This window comes from Thermaurantiacus tibetensis, assembly GCF_015354055.1.
Taxonomy (GTDB): Bacteria; Pseudomonadota; Alphaproteobacteria; order Sphingomonadales; family Sphingomonadaceae; genus Thermaurantiacus; species Thermaurantiacus tibetensis.
Map to the genome: position 1 here is coordinate 303,635 of NZ_JACHTM010000004.1, position 17,079 is coordinate 320,713.

The window sequence follows — 17,079 nt, forward strand, 5'->3', positions numbered from 1 at the left end:
GGGCCAGCCTAGCAGCCGCCGCAGGCCCCGGCTACGCGCCCGGCCGCGGCCCGCCCGCCACGTCCCCGCCCGCCACGTCCCCGCCCGCCACGTCCCCGCCCGCCACGTCCCCGCCGGCGCGGATCCCGGCCAGCACCTGCGCAACCGCCCGCCGCCAGCCCGCCCGCCGCGCCGCGCGCGCCGCCCTATCCGCCGCCGGCCGGAACCGGCGGTCGGTCCTCACCATCCGCGCCGCCGCGGTCGCAAGGTCGGGCACGAGCCCCGCGCCCACCGCCGCCAGCATCGCCGCGCCCAGCGCGGTCGTCTCCACCGTCTCGGGGCGCACCACCTCGAGGCCGGTCGCATCGGCAAGATCCTGGCAGAGCCAGTCGTTCGCCACCATGCCCCCGTCCACCTTGAGGACCGAGGGCGACACGCCGTCGCGGGCGAACGCCTCGACGAGGTCGGCCGTCTGGTTCCCCATCGCCTCGAGGACGGCGCGGGCAAGGTGCGCCCGGCTGGTCGCCCCCGAGAGGCCAGTCAGAAGGCCGGTCGCCCGCGGCTCCCACCAGGGCGCCCCGAGGCCCGCGAAGGCAGGCACCAGGACCACGCCGCCCGAATCGGGCACGCTTGCCGCCAGCGCCTCGGTCTCGGCCGCGGTGCCGATGAGCCCCAGCCGGTCGCGCAGCCACTTGACCGCATCCCCGCCCACGAAGACGGAGCCCTCCAGCGCGAAGGCCGGCCCGCGCTCCGCGGCCGCCCGCGTCGCAAGCAGCCGGCTCGCGCTCCGCGGCACCGCGCCGCCGCTCGCCACCAGCAGGAAGATGCCGGTGCCGTAGGTGCTCTTGGCCTCGCCCGGCGCAAGGCAACCCTGGCCGACGGCCGCGGCCTGCTGGTCGCCTGCCACCCCGGTCACCGGGATCGCCTGCCCGCCGAGCCTGACCGTTGCGACCCGCCCGACCGAGGGGCGGATGGCGGGCAGCGCCGCGGCGGGCACGCTGAAGAGGTCGCAGAGCGCCGGGTCCCAGGCGCCAGCGGCGAGATCCATGAGGAGGGTGCGCGAGGCGTTGGTCGGGTCGGTCGCGTGCACCCGCTCCGCCGAGAGCGCGAAGAGAAGCCAGGAGTCGACGGTGCCGAGCGCGAGCCGGCCGGCCGCCGCCGCGGCCGCCACCTCCGGCACCTCGGCCAGCATCCATGCCCACTTGGTGGCCGAGAAATAGGGGTCGAGGAGGAGGCCGGTCCGTTCCTGCACCAGGGCCTCATGGCCGGCGGCGCGGAGCGCCTCGCAGCGGTCGGCCGTCCGCCGGTCCTGCCAGACGAGGGCGGGCGCAAGCGGCACACCCGTCTCCCGGTCCCAGGCAACCGCCGTCTCGCGCTGGTTGGCAAGCCCCACGGCGGCGATCGCCTCGGCGCCCACCTCGGCCACGACCGCCTCGGCGGCCTCGCGGGTCAGGTCGCGGATGGCGGCGGCATCGTGCTCCACCCAGCCGGGGGCGGGAAAGACCTGCGGCAGCGGGCGCGCGACCGATGCCACCACCCGGCCCGCGCGGTCGAAGGCCAGCGCGCGGGTCGAGGTGGTGCCGGAATCGATCGCGAGCAGCAGCTTCGCCATCACCGCGCTCCGCGGCGGCGGGCCGCAGCCGCTGGCCGCGCCGCATTGCAACGGCGGCCCCCCCGCCCTACAATCCGGCGTCCCGCTAGGACAGGAAGCCGATGGCCGCGCCGGCAACAGTCAGCATTCGTGACGTCATCGCCTGGGCGCGCCCCATCCTCGGGGCAGACCGGGGGTTCGTCGCGCTTGCCCTCGTCTACGGCCTGGCGCTGAGCCTGCTGCTGCTCGCCACCCCCATCTCGGTGCAGATGCTCATCAACCAAGTGGCAACCGGGCTCGAGACTCCGCTGGTCGTGCTCAGCCTCGCGCTCCTCGGCCTTCTGCTGATCTGGGCTCTTCTGGCATCGCTGCAGACCTGGATCATGGAGATCTTCAAGCGGCGCTTCGCCGCCCGCCTCGTCGCCGAGGCCACGATCCGCGCGGTCCATGCCGAGAACCCCTTCTTCCTCGACTCTCGCCGGGCCGACGTCTTCAACCGCTACTTCGAGATGATGACAGTGCACAAGTCGGTGCCGAGCCTTGTGGTCGGGGCCTTCACCGTCATCCTCCAGGCCGCCGTCGGGATCGTCGTCACGTCCTTCTACCACCCGTTCTTTCTCGTCTTCAACATCCTGTTCGTGCTCGCGCTCATCGCCATCTGGTCGGTCTTCCTGAGAGGCGCCATGCGCACGTCGATCGAGGTCTGCCACCAGAAGTACCGCATCGCCCACTGGCTCGAGAGCGTCGGCGCGTCCGACGGCTTCTACAAGTCCGCGGCCCACATGGACTTCGCCTACCAGCGCTCGGAGGCGCTCACCGCCGACTACATCGCCGCCCGTGTCCGCCACTTCCGCTGGAGCTTCCCGCAGACCATCGCGCTCTTCGTCCTCTACGCCGTCGCCTCGGCCGCGCTGCTTGCGCTCGGCGGCTGGCTCGTCATCCAGGAGCAGCTCTCGATCGGCCAGCTGGTCGCCGCCGAGCTCATCCTCGCGGGCGTTTTCTACGGCGCCGCCCAGCTCGGCCCCTACCTCGAGGACTTCTACGACCTCGTCGCCGGCCTCGAGGAGCTGAACCAGCTCTACGGCATCCGCCGCGAGCCAACCGAAGGGCGCAATGTCCTGCCGCCGGCGGACGCCACGCTCCGGCTTGTCGGCGTCCGCTTCGCCCACAGCTCCGGGCCGGTCGTCTTCGACTTCACCGTCCCCGAGGGTGCGAAGCTCGTCGCCTCGGGCGACCCGGGCATGGAGCGGCTCCTCTCCCACCTGCTCAAGCGCCATGTCCGCCCCGAAAGCGGCCTCGTCACGCTCGGCGGAGTCGACATCGCGAGCCTCGACCGCGTGCGCCTGCGCACCGAGATCATCGTCCTCGACCGGCCGAACATGGTCGAGACCAGCATCGAGTCCTATCTTTCGCTCTCCAACGTCAGCGGCGACCCGGCCGACATCACCGCCGCGCTCCGCCTCGTCGGCCTCGAGGACCGCATCGCCATGCTGCCCGACGGCATGCAGACCATGCTCTCGCCGACCGGCTGGCCGCTCAGCCTGCCCAAGACCATGCAGCTGAAGCTCGCCGCCGCCATCCTCTCGAAGCCGAAGATCCTCGTGCTCTCGCCGGTCCTCGACATGGTCCCGGTCCACCGTCTCGAGGACGTGTTCCGCCACTTCGCCGCCACCCGCACCACCCTCATCTACTTCACCAACCGCCCGGACGACGTCGCGCTCGACGGCTTCCTCTGGATCGGCCGCGAGCAGCAGACCCTCATGAAGGACCGCAGCGCCTTCGACCGGCTGCGCACCAGCGTGGGCAAGGGGCGCCGCCTTGTCGTTGCGTGAGGAAGACCTCGCCCGCTTCCCGACGCTCGCCGCGATCCGCACCCCCCGGATCGCCCGCGCAATCGCGGCGATGCTCGTCTTCGGCATCCTCGTGGTTGCCGCCTTCCTCGCCTTCGTGCCCTGGGTGCAGACTGCCTATGGGGAAGGCCGCATCACCACCCTCGACCCGGCCGACCGGGTGCAGAACATCACCGCCCTGGTCCCCGGCCGAGTCGAGGAGTGGTATGTGCGCGAGGGCGAGCTTGTGGAGGCCGGGGATCCCATCGTCCGCATCGTCGACACCGACCCCGCCATCATCGACCGGCTCGAGGCCGAGCGCTCCGAGGCGGAGGCCGAGATCCGCGCCGCCGAGCAGGCGGTCCGCATCGCCCGGCTCGACGTCGAGCGCCAGCGCACCCTCGTCGCCGAGGGGCTCGCCGCCCCGCGCGACCTCGAGGCCGCGCAGCTTCGCGTCGCCGACCTCGAGGCCCGGGTCGCCCAGAGCCGCGCCAAGCTCCAGGGCATCGATGTGCGCATCAACCGCCTCTCGCTCCAGGTCGTCTCCGCCCCGCGCGACGGCCGCGTCCTCCAGATCCGCGCGCTCGACCAGGCCACCCTCGTCAAGGAAGGCGACGTGCTCGCCACCTTCGCGCCCCGCCAGGCCCAGCCCGTCGTCGAGCTCTTCGTCCAGGGGGTGGATGTCCCCCTCGTCGAGGCTGGGCGGCGCGTCCGCCTCCAGTTCGAGGGCTGGCCGGCCGTCCAGTTCTCCGGATGGCCCTCGATCGCCCGCGGCGTGTTCGACGGGGTGGTCTACGCAACCGACGACGCCGCCTCGCCCAACGGGCTCTACCGGGTTCTCGTGCTGCCGGCCGCGGACCGGCCGCCCTGGCCGAAGGAGCCCGCAATCCGCCTCGGCGCCCAGGTGAGGGGCTGGATCCTCATGGACACGGTCACGGTCGGCTTCGAGCTCTGGCGGCAGCTCAACCGCTTCCCGCTGCAGGTCACCCGCTCGGTGAGCGAAGGCGGGCTCATCCCCGACGGAACCACCACGGCAGCCGATGGCGCCTGACCGTCCGGCCGGCCCAGGGCCGGCGCGCGCGGGTCTCCTCGCCCTCGCCCTCCTGCCCGCCGGCCTCCTGCCCGCCACCCCGCTGCCGGCGCAGCCCGCCGCCCCGCCATCCACGCCCGCGCCAGCCACGCCCGCGCCAGCCACGCCCGCGCCATCCACTCGGGCTGCCGAAGCGCCGCTCGGCCTTGCCGAGGTGCTCGAGTCCTCCCGCCTCCACGCGCCCCAGGTGCTCGAGGCGCTTGCCCGCGTGCGCGCCGCCGAGGGCCGCCGCACCGAGGCCGAGGGCGCCTTCGACACCATCGTCTCCGGCACCGCCGAGACCCGCCTCTCCGGCACCTACGACGGCCGGCAGCTCGCTGCCTCGGTCACCCGGCCGTTCGCCACCCGGGGCGGCCAGCTCTACGCCGGCTATCGCGTCTCGGGCGGGGACTTTCCCACCTACGAGGACGAGACCTTCACCAACCGCGGCGGCGAGCTCAAGGTCGGTGCGCTGTTCGCCCTCCTGCGCGACCGCGCCATCGACGAGCGCCGCTTCGGCCTGTTCCGCGCCGAGACCGGCATCGCGCTCGCCGAGACCGAGACGCTGCTCGTCGCGATCGCCGTCCAGCGCCGGGCGCTCGGCGCCTGGCTCGACTGGGTGGCCGCCGGCCAGAAGCTCCGGGTCTACCGCAACCTGCTCGCGATCGCCGAGGAACGGCAGGACGGCTTCCGCCGCCAGGTGCGCGAGGGCGCGCGCCCGCAGATCATCGTCACCGAGAACGAGCAGGCCATCCTCCGCCGCCAGGCGCTCGTCGTCGATTCCGAGCGCGCGCTCGAGGCGGCGGCGGTGCGCCTCTCCTTCTTCCTGCGCGGGGCCGACGGCCGGCCGCTGGTCCCGCCCGAGGCCCGCCTGCCCGCCGCCCTGCCGCCGCCGCTTCCCCTCGAGCCGGCCGGCCCCCGCCGCACCGCCCGCGCGCTGGACGCCCGGCCCGACCTCCGGGCGCTCGACCTCCGGCTCGCCCAGGCCACCGAGCAGCTCCGCCTCGACGAGAACCTCCGCAAGCCCCGCATCGACCTCAAGGTCGAGGCCTCGCGCGACATCGGCCTCGAGGGCCTCGGCGGCGGCAGCCGCTCCGGCACCGAGACCAAGGTCGGCCTCGCCTTCTCGGTGCCGCTCGAGCAGCGCACCGCCTCGGGCCGGATCGCCGCCACCCGCGCCGAGATCCAGGCCTTCGAGCTCCGCCGCCGCCAGCTCGAGGAGGAGATCGCGATCGCGCTCGACGCGCTCGACGCCGACGTCCGCGCCACCCGCCGCCTCGTCGAGCTCGCCGCGCGCGAACGCGAGGCCGCAGTCGAGCTCGCCCGGGCCGAGCGGCGCCGCTTCGCGCTCGGCGCGAGCGACCTCTTCCTCACCACCCTGCGCGAGGAGGCGGCGGCCGACGCCGAGGTCCGCGCGATCGAGGCGGTGCTGCGCCAGGCCGCCGCCCACGCCGACGTCGCCGCCGCCACTGCCGATCTCGCTGCGCTGGGCCTCCGCCCGCCGGCCTGACGCCGGCCCCGGAAGCGCCGCCGCACGCGCGCCCCGCCCTCCCGCTCAGCGGCCCGTCCCGCGCCCCTCCCGCCAGCCGCCGGCCCCGCGACCGCGCCCGCGCCCGGGAGCCGGCCGCTCAGCGCAGGTCGCGCCGGCGCAGCGTCGCGATGTCCCCGGCCGAGAGCCCGAGGTTTTCGGCCATGAAGCGGTCCATGCCCCCCGGCCGGGCGTCGATCGCGGCAAACGCCGCCTCGAGATAGGCCCGGTCCACGCCCTGGAACACGCGCATCACCTCGGGCGGAAGCCGCGCCGGCGGCTGGCGGCTTCGGCCGGCAGGAGCGGTCGGAGAGGAGATAGTCGGCGATCGCCGTCTCGCGGCTCGCCCCCAGCGCAAGGAGGAGGAGCGCGGCGGCAACCCCGGTGCGGTCCTTGCCGGCCGAGCAGTTGAAGGCGAGGGGCGCCCGCCCTTCGACGAGCGCGGAACATGCGCCGGTCGTCCTGCGCGAACCGGAACGGGAGCTCGCGGTAGAAGCCGGCGAAGACCGCGCGGGCGGCCTCTGCCGTGGGCGGCCCGCCGGCGAAGAGGGCGCCGAAGTCGGGCATCTCCGGCGCATCGTCGCGGGGAAGCGTGTCGCGCCCCTCGGCGAGCCGCGACGGGGCCGCCGCCCGCTCCGCGGTCGCGCGCAGGTCGCACACGGTCGAAATGCCAAGCCGGCCGAGGTAGGCCAGATCCGCGGCCGAGAGCGTCGAAGGGTCGCCAGAACGATAGAGGAGGCCCCAGGCCACCTGCCGGCCCTCGGCGGCCGGATAGCCGCCGAGGTCGCGGAAGTTCTGGCCCGACTCGAGCGGCAGCAGCCGCTCCGCCACCACGAAGCTCCGCCCGTCGGCCGCGCGCAGGAGGAGATAGGGCCGCGGGCTGGCGGGCGCCGGCACCGTCGCCCGCCCGCCCGTCGCCCCGCGCGCCACCCGGCTCGCGCGGGTCGGCCGGGCATCCGGCCGGTCGAGGCGGAAGATGTCGACCCGCGCCGGCCCGCTCCACGAGACGGAAAGCGCGTCCCCCTCGCGCACCGGCTCGGCCGCGAACGGGGCGCAACCGCGGCCTCGCGCGCGCGGGCGGGTGCCGGGGCCGCCGGAGGGAGCGCCAAGGCCACCACCAGCGCTGCCGCGAGCGCCCCCAGCACCTGCCACCGTCCGCCCGCCATCGGCGCCTCCCCTTGCACTCCTCCGCGCCCGCCCGTCAGACGTCGAACCTCACCCCCATCAGGTAGCGCCGGCCGATCCGCTCCACCTCCACCGGGAAGGCGGGCTCGTCCTCGAACACCACGTAGGTCGCATGCGTCAGGTTGGCGAAATCGGCGAACAGGATCACCTGCCGGGAGAGCGCGTCGCGCAGCGTCACGTCGAGGTTGCCATAGGCCTGGCGGAACTCGTCGCCCGCCTCGCCCTGCACGCCGAAGCCGCCGGGCGTGTCGGGCCAGTCGGAGCGCCACTGGCAGGCGACGCGGGCCGAGACGGGCCCCTTCTCGCAGAAGAGCGAGGCGTTCACCACCACGTCCGAGGTGCCGGGGAAGGGCGCGCCCTCGCGGCCCGGCGCGTCGAAGCTGCCGCCGAGCAGCGCGAGGTTCCCCTGGAAGCCGAAGCCGTCCCACGGCGCCGGCAGGAAGCGCCACTGCTGCAGGTAGGCGAACTCCACCCCGTAGAGCCTGCCGCGGTCGCCGTTGAAGGTCGAGGAGATGATGTAGCCGGTGCGGTCCACGCCCGGCTCGTCGTGGAGATCGGTCTCGTTGACCACCCGGCCGGTGTAGAGCACGTCGTCCACGAACCGCGCGAAGGCCGAGACCGAGGCGAGGCCCCCGCCCGGGGTGTCATATTCGAACGCGCCGTCGAGGCCCCAGGTGAGCTCGGGGCGAAGCAGCGGGTTGCCGCCGCTGATGGTGCCCGGGGTCGCGATGTCGCTGATGCTCGCTCCAGTTCGGATCTCGCCGAAGCTCGGCCGCGCGGTCGAGCGCTGCACCGAGCCGCGCAGCACCGCGTGCTCGCCGAGGTCGAAGCGGAGGTTGAGGTTCGGGAACCAGTCGCTCCGCGCCCGCTCCACCCGCGTCGGCACCGGCGGCTTCCCGGCCGCCTGCAGGAAGCCGGCGATCTCCTGCCGCTGCCGCTCGAAGCGCACGCCCGCCACCACGGCGCCGCGGTCCCACGCGAAGGTCGCCTGCGCATAGCCGGCGTGGAGCCGCTCGTCGATCGTGTAGAGGTTGGCCTTTGGCACGTTGTTCGCCGGGCTGTCGACGCCGATGCCCTCGAGCTTGCCGAGGATCCGGGAGACGTCGCGGAACAGGCGCGGGTTGTCGATGGTGAGCGGGGTTTGGAACCCGCTTGGAAAGCGGGTCGGCCAGCGCGAGCGTGTCAGATCGTCGCCGGGTTCAGGGTCTCGCCCACCCGCGGCAGGTTGGGCGTCAGCAGCAGCGTGTTCGAGGCGGCGATGGTGTTGCCGTCGATCGCCCGGTCGTCGATCTGCAGGCCGGCCTTCAGGGTCAGGCGGTCGAGGGTGCGGGCCACGTCGGGAAGGCCGGTCCAGCTCTTCGAGCGCGTGTCCTGCACCACGGGCAGGAAGATCTGGAAGTCGTAGGCAAGCTGGTTGAGGCACCCCTGCTCGGGCCCGCGCGCGAAGGTCCCGGCACCGTCTGGAACACGCGGACGATCGGGAACCGCCGGGCGCCCGACAGGTCATACTCGATGGAGGGCCGCAGCAGCCGGTTGTTGGCCTGCTGCAGCAGGATGGGACGGTCGGTCGTGTTCTCGGTCTCGGTGCAGTTCACCCGCCAGCCGACCGCCCAGCCCTCGCCGAACCGGTGGTCGCCGCCGCCGGTCGTGATCCAGTTGTTGCGGTAGCGCCCGTCCTCGAGCGTGCCGCGGTTCTGCACCGAGACCAGCGCGCCGCGCTCCGCGCCGCGCCTGCCCGCCGGCGCCGCGGTGAGGTGCTGGAGCACATACGGGTTGCGCTCTTCGTCGTCGTTGAACGCGGTGTAGGTGGTGCCGAGGAAGAGCCGGTGGTCGGGCGAGGGCTTCCGCTCGGCGCGGGCGAAGGCGCCGAGGTTCTCGCGGGTCAGGATGTCGTTGCGGAAGTCGAGGATGGTGGGCGCCCCGGCCGCGTCACAGGCAGCCTCGCGGTTGTCGCTGTTCTGCCGGCGCCGGTAGGTCGAGCCGCCGATCACGAACCCGAGGCGCGCGGCCGACCAGGAGCCGCGCAGGTTCGCCTGCCGCTGGAGCCCCATGCCGAGCCCCATGATGCCGGTGCCCGCGTCGCCCGAGAGCGCGAAGCCCGGCTGCTCGAACAGGGACCAGGACCGGAGGTCGATCTGCCCCACCACCGCCTCGGCCGGGATCTCGGCGGTCAGCGACTTGCTGAGGGCGATCGCCGAGCGGAGCACGGCCGGGAATGGCGTCGAAGCGGAAGGCACGGGTCGAGCCGCCCTCGTCCACCCCGATCACCGGCACGCCGTCGAACTTCACCGCCGTCCAGCGGCTGGGCGCGCCGCGGACCCGGATGCAGCGCTCCTGCCCCTGGTCGCGCTGCACCGCCACCGCCGGCAGCCGGGCGAGCGCGCCCGCCACCGTCTGGTCGGCGAACCGGCCCACCGTGTCGGCGGCCAGGATGTCCACCCGGTTGATCGAGAGCCGCTGCTCCCGAAGCGACGTCTCCTGCGCCTCGAGGATGGGGGCAAAGACGACGATCTCCTCGGCCGCGGTTGCACCCCCGGCCGGGTCGGCCGGCTGTTCCACGGCCCGCGCGGCTCCCCCCGCAAGCAGCGTGCACAGGAGGAAAGACGCGCGCTGCCATCACCTGCCCCCGTCGACCGCTGGCGGATGCCTGGCGGCAGGGCATGACGGCAGGATTGCGCGGGCGTGGCGAAGGCGTTGCAGCCAGTCCCGGGGCGGTCCTCCCGCACGCGCCCCCTTGCATCCGCGGCCGCGCCGGCGCAGCAGGCGGGCGTGCCCGCCTCTGCCCCTCCGCCCGCGCCGCTGTCCTGGTGGGACCGGCATGTCGTGCCGCGCCTCATCGGCCTTGCCTGCACGCAGGCGCCCATCATGCGGCGCCGCGCCGCCCTCGTGCCGCGCGCCCACGGCCGGGTGCTCGAATATGGGGTCGGCGGCGGCGCCAACCTCGCCTTCTACGATCCGGCCCGGGTCGAGAGCGTCACCGGCATCGATCCGTCACCGCCCCTTCTCGCCCGCGCCCGCGCCGCGCCCCGCGCTGCCGTCCCGGTCGTCATCGAGCAGGGCGTCGCCGAGGCACTCCCCTTCGCGGACGCCAGCTTCGACACGGTGGTCACCACCTTCACGCTCTGCAGCGTGGCCGATCAGGCGCAGGCGCTCGCCGAAGCGCGGCGGGTGCTGAAGCCCGGCGGCACCCTCCTCTTCCTCGAGCACGGGCTGAGCCCCGATCCGGGCCCCTGCCGCTGGCAGCACCGGCTCGAACCGCTGTGGAAGCGGGTGGCCGGCGGCTGCCACCTCACCCGCCCGGTCGCCGACGCCATCGCAGGCGCCGGCTTCCGCGTCACCGACGTCGCGCGCGGCTACATGGAGACGTCGCCGCGGTTCCTCGGCTGGATCGAGAGCGGCAGCGCCACGCCCGCCTGAGCCGCCGGGGGCGGGTGCCGCGCGGGCCCCGGGCAGCCGCAGGGCCGGAGGCTGGCGCGGCGCCGGTCACTCGCGGAGGCCATGCTCGGCAAGGCCCTGCCCCCGGCGTCAGGCGCCGCGCCCCGCGCCTCCCCCCATGCTGCGCCGCCCGCTCCCGCGCGGGGCCTAGCGGTAGAAGACGTGGTTGCCCACCTGCGCCACGCGGGTCAGGCGCCAGCCGGGCTTCACGCGCGTGGCGTGGAAGTGGGTCGCCTCGCCCACCACCGGGCGCCACAGCTCCTCGCGCGCGATCCGGGCGATCGCCCGCGCCACCTCGAACGCACGGGCGTCGGCAGGCTTCGGAATGGCCCCGCCGCGCACGAAGCCGAACTGCCCCGGCGCCTTCACCACCGCGCAGATGCTGCCGCCGAAGCGGCCGGCCTCCACCCGGTTCAGGATCACCTCGGCCACCGCGAGCTGGCCTTCCAGCCGCTCGCCCTTCGATTCCCAATAGACGGCCCGCGCCAGGCACTCGAACTCGGGGTCGTGCGGGCCCGCAGGCGTGCGCCGCACCTCGTCCACCAGCTCGGCGAGGCTCTCGGGGGCAATCCGCACCTCGGGGGCCTCGACCAGCGCTGCCTCGGCGATCGCGGGGTCTTCGACGAACGGCGGAACCTCCGCCGCAGGATCGAGCGTCTCGCTCGGGGTGCCGCCGGCCAGCCAGCGGCCGACCTCGGCACCGAAGGGGGCCTCGCTCGCTGCCACGAGCAGGACGGAAAGTCCCGCGGCCGCGAGGGCCCGCCACCAGTTCCTCATCCAGGCACTCGTTCACTCGCCGGCCATGGGGCTGCTTCGGCTCGCCCTCCGCGTCACCCAAGGCGAAGGGGGAGGCCGGAGCGCGGCCAGCGCACCTCCGATCCAGCAGCCCCGCCCAGGGCTGCCGGCGCATGGCAGGCTCGGCCATGCCGCTGGTTCGCCATCGCCTGCGGGTCGTGCGGAGGTCAATCGGCGGCGGGCAGGCCCGCGACGAAGCGTGCGGGGTCCGGGACGGCGAGTTCGACGATCCAGAGATCGGGGTCGAAGCCGCGGGCCCTCGCGCAGAATCGCTCCACCCCTTCCTCCCCCGTCGCCGCCAGCCGCCACACCACCCCGCCCCGCGCGTCCGGCACCCGCTCGAACGCCCGTGGCGGGCCTTCGGCCGGGCGGTGGACGAGGACGAGCGCGCTGCCGGCCTCGTGGCCGCGCGCCAGCACGGCGGCGAACCCGCCGGCAGCGAACACCCGGCGGAGAAGCGCCGGCACCACGAGGCTCGCCGGCGGCTCCGGCTCCCCGCTCACCCGGCCTCGGCCGAAGCATAGCCCGGAAGCGAGGCCAGCGGGATGCGCGAGCGCATGAAGGTGCCCTGCCCGCGCGCCACCTCCTCGCCGTCGGCGGTGAGCAGGCGGCTCTCGGCGATCAGCACCCGCCTCCGGCCCGAGACCCAGGCGCCGAGCGCGACGAGCTGCCCGGCCGTCACCGGGCGGGTCAGGAACAGGTTGAACTGGGTCGTCAGCACGAACTGGTCTGGCACCATGGCGTTCGCCGCGTAGAAGGCGGCGTCGTCCAGCATCTTGAAGTAGATGGTGCCGTGCGCGGCGCCCGCGGCGTGGAAGTGGGCGGGCTCCACCTCGAAGCGGATCTCGGCGCGGCCCGGCGCAGGCAGCCGCAGCGTCGAGCGGAACAGCGCGTTGATCGGAGCAGAGGCGTAGAGCGCCTCGAGGCGCCGCAGATGCGCTTCGGTCGCGCCCGCGCCGGTTGCCGCGTCCATGCCCGGCCTCCTGTCCTGCCTGCCTCCTGCCCCCGTGCCCCTGTCCGGCCGCTTCCGGGCCCGCCCGTCCCGCCCTCCCGCCGTCCCGCCGTCCCGCCGCCCGCCCGGCCCGCCGTTCGACCGGCCCGCGGCCCCATCCCTCCCGCCCCTCCGGCCCGCCCGGCTCCGGGCGCGCGACGTCAGCCGCGCGGCTCCACCCAGCCGATGTTCCCGTCCTCGCGCCGGTAGACCATGTTGAGCCTGCCGGTTCCGGCGTTGGTGAAGAGAAGGGCGGTCGTGTTCCTGAGGTCGAGCATCATCACCGCGTCCGAGACGGTCGCCTCGGGGATGTCCACCTTGGTCTCGGCGATGGTGAGCGGGGCGTCACCCGGCTCGCCGTCCTCGGGCTCGGCGCGGAAGATGCGGTAGTCGGCGTTCTCGGGGATGGTGTCGGCCGCCACGCTGTCGAGCGAGGCGCCGTTCTTGTCCTTCAGCCGCCGCATGTAGCGCCGCAGCTGCTTCTCGATCCGGTCGGCCGCACCGTCGAAGGCAGCGTGCGCGGTCGCCGCCCGGTTCGAGCCCTTGAGCACCAGCCCCTGCATCACGTGGCAGACGATGTCGCAGGTGAAGCTGTCGTGCGGCCCGGCCGAGAGCGTCACGTGGGCGCCGAGCGCGCGCGAGAAATATTTCTCGGCCATGGCGTTGAGCCGCGCCTCGACATGCGCGCGGAACGCCGCGCCGGTGTCGACCTGGTGTCCGGAGACCCGGATGTCCATCAGCTCACTCCTTCCCGTCCATCCACCGCCGCGGGGGCGGCCTCGAGCGCCGCCCACAGCGGGTTCGCCATTTGGGCCACGAACGCGCGATGGCGCAGACGCTCGGCCTCGGGCACCTCGAAGTGCCTGACCGGCCAGGTCCGTGCCGGGCCCGGGGGCGGTGCCACGGCTGCCTCCAGGAGCCCGGGCTCGAGGTCGAAGCCCATCTGCCGGCCGCCGGTCAGCTCGACATAGACCCGGGCAAGCAGCTCGGTGTCGATCATCGCCCCGTGCTTCACCCGCCGCGAGAGGTCGATCCCGAAGCGCTGGCAGAGCGCATCGAGCGAGTGCTTGGCACCCGGCAGCCGCGCCCGGGCGAGGTCGAGCGTGTCCACCAGCCGCTCCTCGGGGATCGGCGGCCGCCCTGCCGCCACGAGCTCGGCGTTCAGGAACTGCCAGTCGAAGCGGGCGTTGTGCGCGACGATGGGCGAGTCGCCGAGAAAGGCGAGGATCTCGTCCGCGCAGGCCGCAAACGGCGGCTTGTCGGCGAGAAAGGCGTCCGAGAGGCCGTGCACCCGCTCGGCCTCGGGCGGCATGGGCCGGCCGGGGTTGAAGTGGAGGTGGAGTGTCGCGCCCGTCGGCATCCGCCCGCGGAGCTCCACTGCCGCAAGCTCCACCAGCCGGTGCCCCTCGCGGGGGTCAAGCCCGGTGGTCTCGGTGTCGAGCACGATCTCGCGCATGGCCGGCCAAGAGATGCGCCTTTCGCCGCACCCTTGCAAGCGCTCCGGCCCCGCGCGCGAGGCGCTTCACCATCCGGAAGGTGAGGAGCCGGCCGCGCCCCGTCTCGATCACCACGTCGGCCCGCCGGCGCTTCTCGGCATCGGGCATCTGGTGGGCGAGGACGGCTGCGAACTTCGCCGGCGTCATCCCCGGCCGGGCGAGCACGCGGGCGCGCTGCACCCTGGCCGGCGCGCTCACGACCACCACGAGGTCGACCTGCCGCCAGCCCCCGCCCTCGAGGAGGAGCGGCACGTCCACCACCACGAGCCGCCGCCCCCGGTTCGCCCGGAGGAAGGCCGCCTGCAGCCGCCCCACCTGGGGGTGGACGATCCGCTCCAGCCGCCGCAGCGCCTCCGGCCGGCCGAACACCGCCGCCCCCAGCGCCCTGCGGTCGACGCCTTCCGGGCCCGTCGTGCCGGGGAAGGCCGCCTCGATCGCCGCCAGGGCCCGCCCGCCCGGGCCCTGCACCGCCCGCACCGCGGCGTCCGCATCGAACACGGGCACGCCCAGCCGGCGGAACATCCGCGCCACCGCCGACTTTCCCATGCCGATCGAGCCGGTCAGGCCGAGGATCAGCGGCCTCCCCGCCCTCCGCAGCCGCGCAGCCCCGCCCCCGCGCCCGGGCCCGCCCCGCCTCATGCCACCCCCGCAAGCAGCGCACGGAGCTCCCCATCGCGCTCGCGCACGGGGTCCAAGCCGAAGAAGGCGGCAAAGGCGGCCGCGGCCTGCCCCACCAGCATCACGAGCCCGTCGACAGCCGGCAGCCCCAGCGCCCGGGCCCGCACGAGGAACGGAGTCTCGAGCGGCGCATAGACCATGTCGAACAGCCCCGCCGCCGCCTCGAGCGCTGCCAGCAGGGCCTCCGGCACTGCGGGTCCGCCGCGCATGCCGAGGCTGGTCGCGTTCACGACCAGCGCGCCCGCGAAGGCTTCGCCGGCCGCCTCCAGCGCGAACAGGCGGGCCCCCGGCGCCAGCGCCTGCGCGAGCGCCCCGGCTCTCTCCGCGTCCCGCGCCACGAGGCGCACCTCCTCCACGCCCAGGCCGGCAAGCGCGGCAAGCGCCGCCCGCGCCGCCCCGCCGCTCCCCAGCACCGCAGCCGGCCGCCCGGGCCCCGCGCCCACCTGCGCAAGCGCTTCCGCCGCTCCCGCCACGTCGCTGTTGTCGCCGGCAAGGCTGCCGTCGGCCCCGACCGTCACGATGTTGGCTGCCCCCACCCGCCGCGCGCCTTCCTCCAGCCGGTCGAGGTGGGCGAGCGCCGCCACCTTGTGCGGCACGGTGAGATTGACGCCCGAGAAGCCCAGCGCCGGCAGCGCCCGCAGCGCCGCCCCCAGCGCCTCGGGGCGGACGGGCAGGCGCACATAGTCGCCGTCCACGCCCGCGGCGTCCAGCCAGAAGCGGTGGATGACGGGGCTCAGCGAATGGGCCACCGGCCAGCCCATCACGCCCGCCACCCGGAAGCCTGCGCTCACGAAGGCATCTCCCCCATGGCCCGGAGCTGCGCCAGCACGGCAAGCAAGGGCAGCCCGCGCACGGTCCACAGATCGCCCGCAATCGCATCGAACAGCTGCACGCCAAGCCCCTCCACATGATAGCCGCCGACCGAGCCCAGCACCGCCTCGGGCACCGCGGCCACATGGGCGGCAAGCCAGACGTCCGAGAACGTCCTGACGGCAAGCGTCGCGACGCCGGCGTGGCGCCAGAGCGCTGCGCCGTCCCGCGCCAGCACCGCTGCCGAGACCAGCCGGTGCCGCCGGCCCCGCAGCGCCCGGAGCTGTTCGGCGAGGCCCTCGCGCGTGCCGGGCTTGGCCAGCCAGCCGCCGCCGTCGACCCTGCCGGCGGTGTCGGCGCCCAGCACGAGGCGGCCGGGCATCCGCGCCGAGACCTTGACGGCCTTCGCCTCGGCAAGCGCATCGGCCAGCCGCAGCGGGTCCGCGCCCTCGGCGAGGAGCGCCGCCGTCAGCGCCTCCTCGTCGAGGTTCGCCGGCACCACCTCGAACGGCACGCCAGCCGCCTCGAGCATCGCCGCCCGCGCCGCCGAGGCCGAGGCGAGCACCACGGGCTCAGCCAAGGACCGCTCCGCTTCCCGGCCCGGCAAGCTCGCCCTTCGCCGTCTGGTGAAGCGCGATGACCGCTGCCGCCGTCTCCTCGATCGAGCGGCGCGTCACGTCGATCACCGGCCAGCCGCGCGCGGCGAAGAGGCGCCGCGCCGCCGCGAGCTCGTCGGCCACCCGCTCGGGGTCGGCATAGTCCTGCCCCATGCCGGCCGCGCCGCCCAGCAGGCGGTTGCGCCTCACTGCCAGCAGCCGGTCGCGGTCCATGGTGAGCCCCACGACGAGCGGCCGCCTGAGCTCGAACAGGCGCCGGTCGGGCGCCCGGCCCGGCACCAGGGGCAGGTTCGCCACCCGGTAGCCGCGGTTGGCAAGGTAGATGGAGGTGGGCGTCTTGGAGCTGCGCGACACGCCCACCAGCACCACGTCGGCCTCGTCCCACCCCTCCGGCCCCTGCCCGTCGTCATGGGCAAGCGTATAGTTGAGCGCCTCCATCCGCTGGAAATAGGCAGCGTCCAGCACATGCCGGCCGCCGGGCCGCGGCCGGGCGGGAAGCCCGAGCAGACGCGACAGGCCGAAGACGATCGGGTCGAGCACGGCAATCACCGGCAGCCCCAGCCGCTCGCAGCGCGCCTCCAGCCGGCGGCGAAGCGCGTCGCCCACCAGCGTGTAGAGCACGAGCCCGGGCCGCGTCTCGATCTCGTCCATCACCCGGTCGAGGTGGCCCTCCGAGCGCACCAGCGGCCAGAAGTGCCGAATCGCCTCCACGCCTTCGAACTGGGCGATCGCCGCCTTGGCCAGCACGTCGAGCGTCTCGCCGGTCGAGTCCGAGACGAGGTGGAGGTGGAACTGCCGCACTTTGCTGGGGATAGACGGGTGGACGAACGGCGGGAAGGCCGGCGCGCGACTCGGCTGCCTGTCCACCGCGCCGGCATGTGACAGCGCCATCCACGACGGACGCTGCCGCCATTCCGGATCCATCCCCCTGTGGACAACTCCCGCGCCTGCTTCCGGCATCGCCGGGAGAACGGGAAAGCCGCCACCCGCAGAAGGGGTTGCGCTCCGCCGCTCGGTGAACAAGCCTGTGGATGAGCTTTCGTCCCCACGATCCACCGCAACACAGCCGTCACCGG

The 17,079-nt window shown here is 74.5% G+C and carries 18 protein-coding genes and 2 pseudogenes; 4 read left to right on the top strand and 16 right to left on the bottom strand.

Annotated features, from left to right (window positions below; genetic code table 11):
- Positions 1 to 31 precede the first annotated feature (31 nt).
- Positions 32 to 1,591: an FGGY family carbohydrate kinase gene (locus tag H3H34_RS11960; RefSeq protein ID WP_194745503.1), complete on the bottom strand. Its 1,560-nt coding sequence runs from the start codon at positions 1,589 to 1,591 to the stop codon at positions 32 to 34.
- Between the two features lie 101 nt (positions 1,592 to 1,692).
- Between H3H34_RS11960 and H3H34_RS11965 the strand changes: the two genes are divergently transcribed.
- From H3H34_RS11965 to H3H34_RS11975, 3 genes are read left to right on the top strand one after another with little or no spacing between them, the layout of a single operon-like run.
- Entirely contained in the window at positions 1,693 to 3,402 is a 1,710-nt protein-coding gene (locus H3H34_RS11965; RefSeq protein ID WP_194745504.1) for an ATP-binding cassette domain-containing protein, read from the top strand.
- Positions 3,389 to 4,450, top strand: a complete 1,062-nt coding sequence (locus H3H34_RS11970; protein ID WP_235945789.1) for an HlyD family secretion protein — start codon at positions 3,389 to 3,391, stop codon at positions 4,448 to 4,450. Before H3H34_RS11965 ends, H3H34_RS11970 begins: the two co-directional genes overlap by 14 nt.
- Positions 4,440 to 5,978 carry a TolC family protein gene (locus H3H34_RS11975; protein WP_194745505.1) on the top strand — a complete coding sequence of 513 codons (1,539 nt, stop codon included), beginning with the start codon at positions 4,440 to 4,442 and terminating at the stop codon, positions 5,976 to 5,978. The genes H3H34_RS11970 and H3H34_RS11975 overlap by 11 nt, the downstream gene beginning before the upstream one ends.
- A gap of 118 nt (positions 5,979 to 6,096) precedes the next feature.
- On the opposite strand, the gene H3H34_RS13910 is transcribed toward H3H34_RS11975, so the two are convergent.
- The 6 genes and pseudogenes from H3H34_RS13910 to H3H34_RS14200 form a co-directional block, all read right to left on the bottom strand.
- Entirely contained in the window at positions 6,097 to 6,249 is a 153-nt protein-coding gene (locus H3H34_RS13910) for a tyrosine-protein phosphatase (RefSeq protein WP_194745506.1), read from the bottom strand.
- Positions 6,250 to 6,343: 94 nt separating this feature from the next.
- A pseudogene (locus H3H34_RS13915) lies at positions 6,344 to 7,148 on the bottom strand (tyrosine-protein phosphatase); the annotation flags it as partial.
- Between the two features lie 49 nt (positions 7,149 to 7,197).
- Positions 7,198 to 8,367 carry a TonB-dependent receptor domain-containing protein gene (locus tag H3H34_RS11990; RefSeq protein ID WP_328832037.1) on the bottom strand — a complete coding sequence of 390 codons (1,170 nt, stop codon included), beginning with the start codon at positions 8,365 to 8,367 and terminating at the stop codon, positions 7,198 to 7,200.
- Positions 8,364 to 8,516, bottom strand: a complete 153-nt coding sequence (locus H3H34_RS14050) for a hypothetical protein (protein ID WP_194745508.1) — start codon at positions 8,514 to 8,516, stop codon at positions 8,364 to 8,366. The genes H3H34_RS11990 and H3H34_RS14050 overlap by 4 nt, the downstream gene beginning before the upstream one ends.
- Complete coding sequence (locus tag H3H34_RS14055; RefSeq protein ID WP_328832010.1) at positions 8,492 to 9,388, bottom strand: hypothetical protein; 897 nt, start codon at positions 9,386 to 9,388, stop codon at positions 8,492 to 8,494. The genes H3H34_RS14050 and H3H34_RS14055 overlap by 25 nt, the downstream gene beginning before the upstream one ends.
- Positions 9,389 to 9,431: 43 nt before the next feature.
- Positions 9,432 to 9,740: pseudogene (locus H3H34_RS14200) on the bottom strand (TonB-dependent receptor plug domain-containing protein); the annotation flags it as partial.
- Between the two features lie 210 nt (positions 9,741 to 9,950).
- Between H3H34_RS14200 and H3H34_RS12005 the strand changes: the two are divergent.
- Entirely contained in the window at positions 9,951 to 10,598 is a 648-nt protein-coding gene (locus tag H3H34_RS12005; RefSeq protein ID WP_328832012.1) for a class I SAM-dependent methyltransferase, read from the top strand.
- A 165-nt stretch (positions 10,599 to 10,763) separates the two neighbouring features.
- Here H3H34_RS12005 and H3H34_RS12010 read toward each other — a convergent pair whose 3' ends face one another.
- From H3H34_RS12010 to H3H34_RS12050, 9 genes are all read right to left on the bottom strand, one after another.
- On the bottom strand, positions 10,764 to 11,393 hold the full coding sequence (locus tag H3H34_RS12010) for a cell wall hydrolase (RefSeq protein WP_194745510.1): 630 nt from the start codon (positions 11,391 to 11,393) through the stop codon (positions 10,764 to 10,766).
- Positions 11,394 to 11,578: 185 nt separating this feature from the next.
- A complete protein-coding gene (locus H3H34_RS12015; protein ID WP_194745511.1) occupies positions 11,579 to 11,914 on the bottom strand; it encodes a DUF1491 family protein in 336 nt (111 codons plus the stop codon).
- On the bottom strand, positions 11,911 to 12,384 hold the full coding sequence (locus tag H3H34_RS12020) for a PaaI family thioesterase (protein ID WP_194745512.1): 474 nt from the start codon (positions 12,382 to 12,384) through the stop codon (positions 11,911 to 11,913). The genes H3H34_RS12015 and H3H34_RS12020 overlap by 4 nt, the downstream gene beginning before the upstream one ends.
- A 179-nt stretch (positions 12,385 to 12,563) precedes the next feature.
- On the bottom strand, positions 12,564 to 13,139 hold the full coding sequence (gene hpf / locus H3H34_RS12025) for a ribosome hibernation-promoting factor, HPF/YfiA family (RefSeq protein ID WP_194745513.1): 576 nt from the start codon (positions 13,137 to 13,139) through the stop codon (positions 12,564 to 12,566).
- Entirely contained in the window at positions 13,139 to 13,858 is a 720-nt protein-coding gene (dnaQ, locus tag H3H34_RS12030; protein WP_194745514.1) for a DNA polymerase III subunit epsilon, read from the bottom strand. The genes hpf and dnaQ overlap by 1 nt, the downstream gene beginning before the upstream one ends.
- Complete coding sequence (gene coaE, locus H3H34_RS12035) at positions 13,818 to 14,537, bottom strand: dephospho-CoA kinase (protein ID WP_194745515.1); 720 nt, start codon at positions 14,535 to 14,537, stop codon at positions 13,818 to 13,820. The genes dnaQ and coaE overlap by 41 nt, the downstream gene beginning before the upstream one ends.
- Complete coding sequence (locus H3H34_RS12040) at positions 14,534 to 15,367, bottom strand: shikimate dehydrogenase (RefSeq protein WP_328832017.1); 834 nt, start codon at positions 15,365 to 15,367, stop codon at positions 14,534 to 14,536. Before H3H34_RS12040 ends, coaE begins: the two co-directional genes overlap by 4 nt.
- Entirely contained in the window at positions 15,364 to 15,966 is a 603-nt protein-coding gene (locus H3H34_RS12045; RefSeq protein WP_194745516.1) for a Maf family protein, read from the bottom strand. The genes H3H34_RS12040 and H3H34_RS12045 overlap by 4 nt, the downstream gene beginning before the upstream one ends.
- On the bottom strand, positions 15,959 to 16,804 hold the full coding sequence (locus H3H34_RS12050) for a pyruvate, water dikinase regulatory protein (RefSeq protein ID WP_194745517.1): 846 nt from the start codon (positions 16,802 to 16,804) through the stop codon (positions 15,959 to 15,961). The genes H3H34_RS12045 and H3H34_RS12050 overlap by 8 nt, the downstream gene beginning before the upstream one ends.
- Positions 16,805 to 17,079 lie beyond the last annotated feature (275 nt).